The sequence below is a fragment of the Ferrimicrobium sp. genome, assembly GCF_027319265.1.
Taxonomy (GTDB): Bacteria; Actinomycetota; Acidimicrobiia; order Acidimicrobiales; family Acidimicrobiaceae; genus Ferrimicrobium.
The window spans coordinates 1-12,149 of record NZ_DAHVNP010000053.1 but is presented as its reverse complement, the minus strand read 5'-3'; the positions used below and the strand labels follow the sequence as shown (position 1 = coordinate 12,149).

Genomic DNA, 12,149 nt, shown 5'->3' with positions numbered 1-12,149 from the left:
CGACTTCACGCCATAGAGGGCGAATCTCCTTACCCACTTTGAGACCGTGAAGTTAGAAATATCCAGCTCATCAGCGATATCTCTTAGCCTGACGTGTTCATTGGCCAACAGGGCTATCTTTGCTCTGGTGACTTGAACAGCAGGAGCGCTACGTTTGGCGATGACCGAAGTGAGGAACTCTTTATCCTCATCGCTCAACGTGACGACGTAGGTGGGTTTACGGCCGGTGCGCTTCTTGGCCCCTTGTGAATCTTTTGCCACTTGGGTTGCTTTGGATATCTGCTTAGCCATTGTCATTGCCTTTTCCTCCAAAAGAGTAGGTGGACAATGGGTTCAACAGGGGCCGAAACTTGAAAATTCCTGTTTCACAGCGAAACTTTGACTACGGACACTAGGACTGATATCGTTGTGGGCTACGAAAGCCTCGATTCCATAAGTCACTTCCAGCTGCGTCTTAACATCACCAGCGAATGTTCGGTGGTCGTGGGTGTGTGAGAGAAATACCCTTGCCGCACGACTTGAACTCCACACGGATTCAGACTCGCCGACACTTGGCCCGAGGGACGTGGCCTCGTCCAAGAGAAATCCGTAGAGATCTTGTAGAATCTCGTCGGAAGCCGGCTCAATTTGCTCGCTGCAATATACGTCCTGTGCTGGACCGTTGAAATCGTCGGGCTCGTAAGTACCAAGACCGAATTGACGGAGCGTGAGCTGGATGACGGACCAAGGTCGCTCCGCGAGCATATCCGCAGTATCTCTGATCATCCTGATTCGCTCACCGGGTTGCACGATCTTGATTATAACACTGGGGCAGATCTATGAGTGGTGCTGTCACTGAGGGGGAGTTTCCTCGAACCCGTAGCGGAGGAACCGATCGAAGCCATTTTCACAGCATTATGCCAACTTGGTTTCGGTTGTTATCCGAAGCCAACGACGCAAACCCTGCTACAGGTCAAACTCACAACGTGCATCATGTGACCCTAGACCTTGTCAAGCACGCACCTGATGGCATGCTCAGACGACAAGGGAGTTTGAGCCCCATCAGTGTCTGGCAATTGCCTGACCCTAAGAGAACGGGTGCACCGCTGCCGACTACTGTAAGACTAGGACGTTCTGACATGAACATACTGCTCGGGTCACTGCCGTTGCATGAAGCTTGGTTGTCCGGTTGAGTCAAACTCTGCCTTCTCAGCACATACAGATCGACGATCGACATCTACTCTCGGTTACGGTCCTGCAAACCTTCGGAATGATGCCCACCCAGACCCACTCCAATGCGGAACCTAGTTGCCTTAACACGATCCGTCTAGGACCATGTCAAAACGGATTCCTGTTGCCTAAAATGACTCGGTAGTAGCTGATACTCATGAATGAAGAGGCTTCTCCTACTACTCTTCCGGGACCTCCTGACGCGGGAGAACAATCGACTCCAAGCAAGTGGTTGCGCGAGCTACAACGATGGCGGAACCAGTGTCCAGCGCTGGCCACGGTTGTTAGGGAGGTGATCGACCGAAAGCCTCCATCCCGCTCCCTCCAGGGCCCGCCACGACCGCTTTAAGCGTGCAGAGACTCCCTTGGCGGTAGGCCAAGCGCGTCCATAACGACGAGCCAGTTCATCATCTGGATCAAGCGTTGCCAATAGGTTCGCAGCCGTGCCACACCACTGAACACGTATCGAAGCTGTCAAAGCGTCGAAAAAGGGATCGTCGCTCACCGTATCGCCGAGGAGTGCTGAAGTCGCTACGGCAAGACGGGACAGGGTATCGGTCCCCCGTCGTTGATCTGCAATAAGAGCGATACGACCGAGGGCGGCAAGCCTGGGCATCGAATGAGAGGAGGTGGGGGTTGGGGTACCCATGACCTCGACCAGTAGGTCGAGTAGCGCACCAAAGATTAACGGTTGCGCGATGTGCCAGGCCTTCGCGAGTTCATCCTCAGGCTTCACAATATCCAATCCCCCCAAGGTGACCGGAACCATTCGTGAAATGAGATCTGGACGGAGCACGGGAACTTCAATCGAGGTCATAGTGATCGGGCGTCGAACAGAAAGGGTCACGGTGTCGGTGGTGGTGTGGAGGACCCGGTACGTCTCTTCGTGGCCGGTGGCAAGCGTGCAGAGCAGATCCTGCTGCTCGGCAGTAAGGGTTGAAAGATTGTCCAGACCGAGCACCCAACCTGCGGAGGCACCCACGATAAGATCACGGTCATCGCCCCGGCGCATGTCGAGTTTCTTGCGAGCGACTGGCGATCCAATCGCCTCAGTGATTTTGTCAGCAGCCGTCGATTTTCCAGATCCCTCTGGGCCACTCAAGTAGAGAATGCCGGCGGCGGTCTCGCGATCGGGATGCATGGCGGTCAGCATCCACGCGACAACCAGAGGGCGATCAGCGGGCCTAACCGGAACGAACTCCCAAAGATCATCCAGGCTGCCTCCGCGTGTAGGAACAGCCATAGCACGCGCTGGTCCGCTTCGAAAGAAGCACTCGGGTTGGGCGTGTACCGACCAGCCATCTCTGTCGACACGAACAAACTCATGGCCACCCCCGCTATCCCACCACAGTGCCCCGTCAGAAGAGCGACCCCATCTCACCCAGAGTTCACCAACCGGGTGAGCCTCCCCGCCCAACGCTCGAAGCGCGGTGATCACCGCATCCTTGCCGGGAAGGTTGGCATGCGGGAAGAACTCTGCGAAGCGTGCGATAGCTCGGTTGATCGTCCAATCATCCATGAGGGGGGCACATACTCCACCCAAAGGGTGCCTGGACTCGCGGCGTGGAACAAGCCATACTTGGCCGGCCCCATCCCGGACTGGCCAAAAATAGGCAGAGAGAATCGCGTAGAGCCTCTTTGGCGCATTCGTTATAGTATGAGTTCCCTTCCCATCGAAGTACGTCAGCGCACCGATATTACGGCTTGCTTGATCCTTGGGACGATAGGCGCGCGGGAACGGAACATCGTTACCAGCAACCACTCGGAAAGGAGTATCGAGGGCTGGCCCGGATGCGCAAGGTTCCTCCCCTCCGTAATCGTCCCACACCGTATCGCTTGGTGCATCACTGGTCTCTGACGCTAGGAAATCAGACTTATCGTGCAAGATGCTGCTCACCGAAGAACTCTTCCTTTCTGGTCGCACTAGCACAGCTACGAAACTTGGCTGTAGAGGCCTCGTCGCAGCTAGATCGGCTAGAGCGCAATCCGGTCAATAGAGATGGTCGGTTCGCACTCGGCGACATCCGAGTCAGCAAATGCGAGAACATTCAACGCACGAATAAAGGGACGAACGGCAACATCACGAGCAACCGGTGATAGCACGCCGACCGCAGGATCTGCTCTCACCAAATCCGCAACGTGAGCGCGAACAAGTGTCCAGTCTGAGTTCCACAACCCTTGGGAATGTGCGGCTAGGAGAGATGGACGAAGACGCGACCGATGATCCGGACGGGTTCCAGCAAAGAGGCGCCGAATCGCGGTAAACGATACCTCTGGGAACGACTGGGGACAAAGCTGATCCATTGCCGCAAAGGCGGATGAGGGCAAACGGGGATAAGGATATTCCAGCAAAACCGACTTGAGCGGTGGCCACAACGTCTGCAACCAACAGATCGCAGCCTCGGTTGGACTGAAACCAGTCAAATGATGCAGGGCTTCCAAAGAAGCTGGCAAGAGAGCATCCAGCTCCACATCTTCGCTCAAGTAGTCAGAGAATCGGGCATTGGGCTTCTCGATGGACAAACGCTCAGCTAGTCGATAGAAGTCCACCCGCCGTCGCCTGGCAGTTACACGTAAAGCTTGAGTCGCTCCCTCCTGCAGGCTCAGCTTTCCAGCCTGCACCTGAGCGGTGGCCGCACAGATGCGCCGTACAGCCCGATCGGCATCGTCGCCGGTAAAATGCCGAGTAGCGTAGCTCTGAATCTCTGCCGACCAGATGAGATCAAGTTGGAGCACGACTGCTAGGAGTTTGTAGTCTCGGTTGAGCAAACCGCTCCCCATGGAGACACTCGGTGCCGCGCGCAACGCTAACGGCAATTCCGGGGCACCCTGAACAAGTTGTACAAGGGTCGCCATGTCGCACCTATCTCCTCGTTCCCGAGACGCTTCCTCGGGAACGGTTGGCGATAGGAGTCGTCGCAAGGCCGGAAGCAAAGGCTTCCAAGTCGCTTCGTCGAAACAATCGTCTCCGGCCTAACTTCACCGATTGAAGCTCACCAGAGCCAACGAGCTGAAACAGACGAGAGCGGCTGATCCGCAATGCGGTTGCTGCCTCATCGATGTCAAGCAAGATGCCAACAGGTGATTGGGAACGAGGTTCGGATAGGGTCTGATCAATACTGGGTGTGGTGTGTGTCATACCATCCAGTAAAGCGTGGACAAATTATTCGATTACCGGGCAATAATATGTGAAAAACATCACAAATATGTGAAATTGTGCTTATTCAGCCACCCCACTCGCGTTGATTATGCTACAGTTGGTGCCATGGCAGGTACTCTTCGCGAGGCCAGAACTGCTGCTGGTCTCACTCAGATGCAATTAGCTGAGCTGCTACTCCAGGCCATCAGGGCCGCTGGAGAGGACTGGGGACCAACGCGAGCAGAAAATCTGCAAGGTCAAATAGCGCGCTGGGAACGTGGCACATCGTCGCCAAGTGCCCACTGGTGGCCTTACCTGCGCAGTGTCTTACCTGATTCGGCGCCACCCGATGACGGAGACGTACATCCCCCTATGACGCGACGTACCTTCTTGATGGGTACGGTTGGAATCACCGCTTTGTCAGCATCCGCAGCCTCAGCCCGTTCGCTTGGAACAGTCGCGCGTTTCTCTCTCTCCCCCATCGCTTCATTTGAGGGGACAGACCTCGCTGATTACCAGGAACGGGTGCACCAAACAGCGAAGCGTTATCACAGTGGGCGGCCGCAGTCCGTGGAGACCGAGGCAATCAATCTCTTAGGCGAAGGTCTCTCGTATCTCTCGAGTGCAAGAAGGCAACGTGCTGACATCGCCGTTGCCACAGCTTGGGTCGCACTGCTCGCGGGACGGTTGGCGTTCTTTGATCGTAATGATCCAGAGACCGGCGAGGCGCACTTTGCAACCGCAGCTGCATTAGCACAGACCGCAGGGGACAATCCCTTACTGGCGGCAATCCTGGCCCACCGTGCATTCATTGCAGGTTTTGGAGGTAACCACGCGGGCGCAGCCGGATGGCTTCGACGCGCAGACCTAACCGCGCCGCGGCGCGGCCAGCCCATGTTGAGGTCCTGGCTCCATTGCGTGCGCGCTGAACTCGCAGCGATCGCGGGAGATCCTAGTACAGCGCTCAAACAGATGCGCGCCGCCGATGAGGGACTGAATCACGAAGGGGAGATGCCTCAATGGTTTGACTGGTACGACGAAGCACGAACCGCCTCCTTTGCAGGAACAGTGGAACTCGCAGCAGGCAGGTCAGAACAGGCGGCCCAGCACCTGGCCGACGCACTGGAACAGATCACAGAGATCAAGCAGCGCGCAGTCGTCTGCTTGGACTTAGCCATCGCCTACAGTGCCACGGCACCCGAGCAATCCATGCAATATGCCACCGAAGGACTCACGCTCGCCAGAGAGCGACCCTACCTCATGGCAATCAATCGGCTCCCAACTCTCGAAGCATCCTTGCGAGGGACTCCTTGGGCAAAAGATCTCCACGAGCGCGAGCGGGAACTACTCGGGGTTGGCTAGCAGGGCTGTCAGTTCCGTGAGCGAATTGATCGTGGCAAGACAACGCCTCTCGACCTCTGGATCCTTGATGATGTATCCCCACGGTCCGCGCCGGATGAGCACGGTCGCCATTCCAATCCTTTGCGCCGGCGCGATGTCGTTGTCGAGTCGATCCCCTACGTAAAGAATCTCAGAAGCTGCAACGCCAGCCAAGTCGATGATCGCGCGAAAGAACTCGCTGGACGGTTTCGCCACCCCTAAGCCATCGGAGGTAGCAATCCAGTCAGCAGCGAAGTTGAGCTGACGCAGAATCGCTTCGGAACGAATCGTCTGATTACCCGCGATGCCGATCTTAAAGCCCGCATCTTGCAGTGCCTCGAGGGTAGGTCTCGCGTCAGGATACAGATCCGATTCGTCATAGGTCTCAGGACGCCCCGCCTGCACTCTGGCTACTCGTTCGACAGCGAGATCAAAGCCTGGGCGAAACACTTGAAAGGTATCTCGATAATCGCCACCTCTTGCAAGAATCGCTCCAAAGGTCGCCGAAAAGGTGTGGCGAGGAACACCGAGCCAGTCGGCCCATGACCCATACTCTCGAGACTCATCGACAAGAGTCTCCCCGACATCAAAAACAACAGTTCGAATCTTCGGGTTTGGTAGGTTCTTGAGTCGTGTCACGACTTCAGGTTACCCTCGGTGTGGGAAATGTTCACCGACTCACATGGTGCATTGGGAAGGTGTCAATGTTGGACGGTCGCTACATCCCGCGATGTCAATCAGTGGCCAGCCGGGTCCCCTGATGAAACCGAATGCGCCAGGAAGACAGCGAATCCTTCACCCAAACCGAACTCCGAAGAGACCCTGGTGTCCCGACGATGCGATAAGTCAGTAGCACGACATCCTCCGACAGAGCAACGGGCGAAAACTCCACGGCCTCCCCGGACACTCCCGGGTCGGCCTTGAGAGCAGATGTGATGGCAGCGGAGTCCCAGATGCGACCGGATGCCCCGTACTCAACAAAGTCAGGATGCAGGAGTTCTGCCACAGAGTCGCCCACCGCGCGCACTGATGGGTCGAGCAGTTGCCGTTCACGGCGTACTACTTCAGCTAGATCCTCGGGTGTTACCACTTGCGAAATTCTATTGGCCCCCTGATCAAGGGGTGCGGCTCACGAAGGACTCCCTGCCGGAACCGGAGCCTCGGACAAAGCGGGTCCTGCGCATAGGTCCGCAGCCCCGATCCCACCAAGAGAGTGGGATCGGGGTCGGATACGATCGGCATCACCCTGACAGACATCAGAGATTCGTCGCCAGCTCCTCAATTTCGCGACAACAGCGAAAGTCAGAGGGGATGACAGCGATCCGCTGGTTGTAACAGCGGAGAGCGTGTCATACTTTGCGTCATGGAATCTCGCCAAACCGTGATAATTCATGACAGGCCGCGAGGAACACTCCGTTTCTGAGCTGCACTAATGATAATTGATGACTAACTATGGAGGATTACGATTCGAACTTCTGCATTGGAGTTGGAAGGCCCCTGGTAGTCGTCTAGCTACCTTAAGGAGTTCTTCACCAACGCCGACGTCTGACGAACCTGGCATCACGCCGCTGGCGCTCTACCATACGGCCCTTGCACCGGCTGCCGGGGCGATGGGCGCAGAGAATGATGAGTAGGCGCTGACCCTTCGTTGAGAGGCGACGGTGATCAAGGCAGTCACGACCCGAAAATATCTCCTCAGGCTTGGGGTTCCTTCACCTTCATTTCCCGAAGGAGACTACCGACCTGGACCGAGAACTCAGAGTAGAAGTCACGAGCCGCACGCCGTTGGGCCTCAAGGTGGCGGGGGTTGACTCTCCAAGCTCTTTGGGACTCCTCACTGTCGAACACTACGATTGAGCATCGCTCACCATCTTGGGCTTGGTAGGTCTTAAAGAATCGAAACCCGGGTTGGTTCCGGGCAAGCTGCTCGAGATCGTCAGCGACGAGTTCGTAGTCTTGGTGATCTGGTTTGAGGCGGGAGCGAAAGACCGTCAGAACCGCTTGGGAACCCCGGAGTCCCTCGTGGTCCTCATCCTTGGCAAAGGGATCGTGATCTGGGTCATCATTCCACTCGTATTCAATCGCACTGGCCACCTCTCGCGCTTGGGTCTCACCCAAGAGATGAGCCACCAAGGCGAGCGTCATATCCATGCCGGCAGCCACCCCCGAGGAGGTCCACCGGTCTCGATCATTCACCCACCGGGCCCTTGGTTCAAAGCTGATGTTTGGGGCCACCTCTTGGACCCACTCCATGGCACGCTTGTTGGTGGTTGCACGGTAGCCATCTAAGAGGTGAGCTCTTGCCAGCAGGGCTGCACCGGTACAGATCGAGGCGACGAGTGATGCTTGGCGTCCGTAGGAGCCTAGCCAGTCGATCAATGCCTCGTCGTTGACCAATCTGCGCGTACCCATTCCTCCCGGAACCATCAAGAGATCAACGCTCGGTGCCTCCGACATCGTGGCCGTGGGCATGATGGAGACCCCTTGAACGCTGCTAACGGGTTTGCGTTCTTGGCCAATCAACGTGATCGCGAATGCTTCGGGAAGCTTCCCGAGGATCTCCAGGGGGCCTGTGACATCGAGCAGCTCGAAGTCCTCAAAGAGGACCATCCCCACTTGTAAGGGTTGTTGGTTCAACGGGAATTCCTCCTGACATCATGGTCGCGGAGCACCATATGGTTAGAGACGCCCCACGCCACCAAGTCAGCGTATCGCGACTTTACCACAGACTTGCCCATCGCGCGCACTGATGGGTCAAGTAGTTGTCGCTCACGGCGAACTACTTCGGCGAGATCCACCAGTGTTACCAACTGCGTCATTCTATTGATGGGCTCACCAAGTTGTGAGGCTTATGAGCAGTAGATGCCCGAGAGCGGAGCCTCTGACAACGGGGGTCCTAGAACATCGGCATGCGAGCGCTGGTAATCAAGAACACGCTGAGATGAGAGGCTTCTCATTTGCAGCAATGCCAGCCGACCTCAACGATTTCTTCACCGAATATTCACCCGCTCAAGACCCCGTCCGCGGCTTCTGGTTGATCATCAACTGGCCTCTCAATGCGAATGTTCAGTGGTGCTTCGATGCCAATGCGCACCGAACCACCGTTCACCTCGACGATCGTCAGCACAATATCGCTGTCAATTCGTACTCGCTGACCTTCTTTACGCGTGATAACAAGCATCCATGCCTCCCGCGACCAAACCTAGTCGGACTCAATCCCCTCTGACAGACGCATCGCCCACGATGTTGAAGCTCGAGCGCGACGCTCCGAACCGGAGTGAAACACCCTCGACAGTCTTTTAAGCAGTACTCTCGCAAAGTAAGACATCGCCAGGGTCTCCATCAGGTTTATGACCTCTGTCGTGGAGATCGAACGAGCTCTGTCCCAAGTAGCTCAGCCACAAGCTCTTTACCGACACGAACCGTGAACCCATCGAGGGCGAGCTGATAGGCCGCTTTAGCTTCCCCAACTGCTCGGTCTAGCTTGGCGATAGTCGCCTCGCGAGTCCTCTCGGTCCGGTCGAGACGGTCTCTGGCAATCAACGCCTCCTCCCTCCATTGCGCGGGTATCGGCCTTGGCCTTTTCTCGCATGATGGTACGCTGTACGTCGGTGGGCCGTGTCACCATGATCAGATCTCCTTGGTTCACGCGGAGTCAAGCTGATAGCTCCGCTCACCTGTTGTGCCGATATCGTGGAAAGTCGTCATGACTTCTTAAGTAGTCTCCACTGCGCTCTCCCCCAATGGGGCAAGCATCGCCAGCAGTGAGTGTGCCGTGTCTCCGGACAGTTCCACGACCATTGCGCGCGGCATCACCGAAAACAGTTCTGACGTTGCCTTTACCAAGCGAAAAGTGAACTGCTCGAGGTTCGCGGTCGCGACGCCGAGCCTGGGTTTCCACAGGAGAATCTAGCGAAGAAGGGAGACATCCGACTTCGGGAGGACGGTGGTCAACTTTTGGGACAGCGGGAAGAAGTAGCTGTAGTTGTTGAGAAACAGTGGCTGAAAGTTGTCACACTTCTGGACCGGTCCTGGAACGCTCACGGATCCCGATGGCGTCGGTATCGAGAAGACCTCGACGCAGGAGACCAAGTCAGTCAAACGCGTAGTCGCGGAGTTGACATGCCCAGCTGGGTTCGGTTTCGCACTGTCCGACCCGTACCAGATCTCAGCCTTCGCTGCTGGTGCCAGGGTAAAGACTGGACCCGCTGGAGGCTGACCTTCGACAATGATCGTCACACCATCGGGTAGAGGTGGCGACGTTGCCGAGAGCGCCTCGGGCTGGGAACCAGTGACAACGATGCGTTCCATTCTGGGTATACCACCACCCAATGAACAGCTCGTTCCTGAGGTGTTCTCGATCATCTTGGCATGGAACTCCTGGTTCATGCCGATCGCCTGGATGTAGGCGTTGTAAAGAGCTCTATAGTCGTCACTATCAGTTGGGGTAGTAATCGTCAGTTGAGCCGCTGTGCATGAGGGCGCATTCGTGCTCGCGGTGGGTTGCGTCGAAAACTTCGACTTCGGCGAAATCCTGGCTTTCGCTACCTGAGAGGTTGATGATCGCTTTATGGTCTTTATGCCAGACGAGTGGGTACCAAAATACACCGCTGCACCAATAGGTACAATCACGACGACTGAAGCAAGTTTCCAAATCTTATTAATCAGAATTCCGCTCCCATCTCTGATACTCTAGCCTCTGTTGCCCTTCGCAGGAGAAGTTAATGACTCTTTATTGTGGATATCGCCAGTAACTGGTATCGAAGTTCTCCCCTCTTCTGGCTCCGTCGTCATGAAATAGCATGTCATCGCCGCCACTATGCCCACCAAAGAATTCGCCGCACTTCCCGCTACCACACCAACTGCCCAATGTTTGCGTAGGATTCGTGGCACAATCACTCCCGGATACCACTCGAGGGTTTTGGAACTGACCTATCCGATGCTCCACCTGCCGCGGCGATAGCTGCCTCGCGAGTCCTCTGGCCCCGATTGAGGAGTTCTCTGGCAATCAGCGCCTCCTCCCTCCATTGCGCGGGTATCGGCCTTGGCCCTTTCTCGCATGATGGTACGCTGCGCGTCGGTGGGTGTGCGTCGGTGGGCTCTGTCGCCATGGTCGGTTGTCTTTGGCTCACGGGGAGTCAACCGGATAGCTGCGCTCGCCCGTTGCGCGGATGTTATGGGAAGTAGTCGGTGGTCATGCAACGCCTCTGTAGCTGGCACAAACTGTTTGCTAACAATAGGCCAGACAAGTGAAGAACCCTTGGCCCGGCGGTAGACCAATAAATTTGTTAGCGAGCGTTACAGGCATGGTAGAGAGCAGGCCAGAGGTGTCTATGACCGAGCACCTGATCGCCTTCGGTCTTGGACAGCCCACGGAGTAGCATTGCTAACCGACCATCAGATTCGGATTCGGTAAGACCGGTACATCGAGAATCTCTCGGCCACTTCGGACTCAATCAGCGAGCACCTAGTGTCCCTAGCCGGAAATTCCTTCAATAAGGAATTTTCAACCCTTACGCCTGGTTATCCCAGTTGGTATCTACTCTGGGAGGTAGTCGGTTATGGGAAAGCAAGAAGAGCAATCAACAAACGAGGAGCCAAAGAGAGACGTCGGTGGACGTCCCATCCTCTATCACGTGACGCTCTCAAAGGAGGAACGAGAGCACTTAGAGGCCCTTGTTCGTCAAACCACGGCCCCGCAGGCTCAGGTACGTCGAGCCAAGATCGCTTTGTACGCAGCTGAGGGGATGGGAACCACCGAGATTGCCAGAAAACTCTCGCTATCAGCTCAAACAGTAGATAAGTGGAGAAGACGATTCTCATTGTTTGGGGTAAAGACACTCTCGGATGCACCAAGATCTGGGACTCCAAGAACCCATGGGGATGACAAGATCGCCGAGATCATCAAACTCACTACCACGACCACTCCACCCGACTCATCAACCCATTGGTCGACCAACACCATGGCAGCCGCCGCTGGAGTTTCTCCCTCCACGGTTGGCAGGATTTGGCGAACCTTTGGCCTGAAGCCTCATATGGTAGAGACCTTCACTGTATCAAACGATCCAGAGTTCACCGAGAAGGTCAGAGACGTTGCCGGGATCTATCTCAACCCTCCCGAGGCGGCGATTGTCCTTTGTGTTGACGAGAAGACACAGATCCAGGCACTGAACCGCACCCAGCCCATGCTCCCCATGGTGCCAGGGGTTCCTCTCACGTCGAACGACCGAGTACAAGCGAAATGGTATCTCCAATCACAACGTGCGCACTTGATGTCGCCTCCGGCAAGGTTATCACCAAGATGACGGTAGCCCACAGGGCGATAGAGTTCATTGAGTTCCTCGAGCTCATCGACCGACAAGTACCCAAGGAGCTGGGAGTTCACGTCGTTTTAGACAACTACGCAGCCCACAAGACCGAG

13 protein-coding genes are annotated in these 12,149 nt (G+C 56.1%); 3 read left to right on the top strand and 10 right to left on the bottom strand.

The genetic code is table 11. The features are described 5' to 3' along the window. The 4 genes from M7439_RS08205 to M7439_RS13065 form a co-directional block, all read right to left on the bottom strand. Positions 1–291 (bottom strand): helix-turn-helix domain-containing protein (locus tag M7439_RS08205; protein WP_308464455.1); only part of this gene is annotated, 291 nt, incomplete at its 3' end. 1,159 nt (positions 292–1,450) lie between these two features. Further along, entirely contained in the window at positions 1,451–3,106 is a 1,656-nt protein-coding gene (locus M7439_RS08200) for a hypothetical protein (RefSeq protein WP_298343159.1), read from the bottom strand. A 77-nt stretch (positions 3,107–3,183) separates the two neighbouring features. Beyond that, the gene (locus M7439_RS08195; RefSeq protein ID WP_298343162.1) at positions 3,184–4,065 is read right to left on the bottom strand and encodes a hypothetical protein; all 882 of its coding nucleotides are present in this window, start codon (positions 4,063–4,065) and stop codon (positions 3,184–3,186) included. 7 nt (positions 4,066–4,072) lie between these two features. After that, complete coding sequence (locus M7439_RS13065; RefSeq protein WP_366525264.1) at positions 4,073–4,348, bottom strand: helix-turn-helix domain-containing protein; 276 nt, start codon at positions 4,346–4,348, stop codon at positions 4,073–4,075. A gap of 126 nt (positions 4,349–4,474) precedes the next feature. On the opposite strand from M7439_RS13065, the gene M7439_RS08190 reads away from it, so the two are divergent. Further along, positions 4,475–5,710, top strand: coding sequence for a helix-turn-helix transcriptional regulator (locus M7439_RS08190; RefSeq protein ID WP_298443337.1), 1,236 nt, complete (start codon positions 4,475–4,477; stop codon positions 5,708–5,710). On the opposite strand, the gene M7439_RS08185 is transcribed toward M7439_RS08190, so the two are convergent. Beyond that, complete coding sequence (locus M7439_RS08185; protein ID WP_298343168.1) at positions 5,693–6,367, bottom strand: HAD family hydrolase; 675 nt, start codon at positions 6,365–6,367, stop codon at positions 5,693–5,695. The two genes, M7439_RS08190 and M7439_RS08185, sit on opposite strands and share 18 nt — an antisense overlap. 94 nt (positions 6,368–6,461) lie before the next feature. Continuing rightward, positions 6,462–6,818: a DUF4440 domain-containing protein gene (locus M7439_RS08180; protein WP_298343171.1), complete on the bottom strand. Its 357-nt coding sequence runs from the start codon at positions 6,816–6,818 to the stop codon at positions 6,462–6,464. Between the two features lie 352 nt (positions 6,819–7,170). Here M7439_RS08180 and M7439_RS08175 point away from each other — a divergent pair, with 352 nt between their 5' ends. Continuing rightward, positions 7,171–7,362: a hypothetical protein gene (locus M7439_RS08175; protein WP_298343174.1), complete on the top strand. Its 192-nt coding sequence runs from the start codon at positions 7,171–7,173 to the stop codon at positions 7,360–7,362. A 61-nt stretch (positions 7,363–7,423) separates the two neighbouring features. Here M7439_RS08175 and M7439_RS08170 read toward each other — a convergent pair whose 3' ends face one another. The 4 genes from M7439_RS08170 to M7439_RS08155 form a co-directional block, all read right to left on the bottom strand. Further along, positions 7,424–8,365: a DJ-1/PfpI family protein gene (locus M7439_RS08170; RefSeq protein WP_298343176.1), complete on the bottom strand. Its 942-nt coding sequence runs from the start codon at positions 8,363–8,365 to the stop codon at positions 7,424–7,426. A gap of 364 nt (positions 8,366–8,729) precedes the next feature. Beyond that, positions 8,730–8,909, bottom strand: a complete 180-nt coding sequence (locus M7439_RS08165; RefSeq protein ID WP_298343179.1) for a carbon storage regulator — start codon at positions 8,907–8,909, stop codon at positions 8,730–8,732. Between the two features lie 167 nt (positions 8,910–9,076). Next, positions 9,077–9,271: a hypothetical protein gene (locus M7439_RS08160; RefSeq protein WP_298343181.1), complete on the bottom strand. Its 195-nt coding sequence runs from the start codon at positions 9,269–9,271 to the stop codon at positions 9,077–9,079. A 366-nt stretch (positions 9,272–9,637) separates the two neighbouring features. Then, positions 9,638–10,117, bottom strand: coding sequence for a hypothetical protein (locus M7439_RS08155; RefSeq protein ID WP_298343184.1), 480 nt, complete (start codon positions 10,115–10,117; stop codon positions 9,638–9,640). Between the two features lie 1,172 nt (positions 10,118–11,289). Here M7439_RS08155 and M7439_RS08150 point away from each other — a divergent pair. Beyond that, on the top strand, positions 11,290–12,033 hold the full coding sequence (locus tag M7439_RS08150) for an IS630 family transposase (RefSeq protein ID WP_308464454.1): 744 nt from the start codon (positions 11,290–11,292) through the stop codon (positions 12,031–12,033). Positions 12,034–12,149 lie beyond the last annotated feature (116 nt).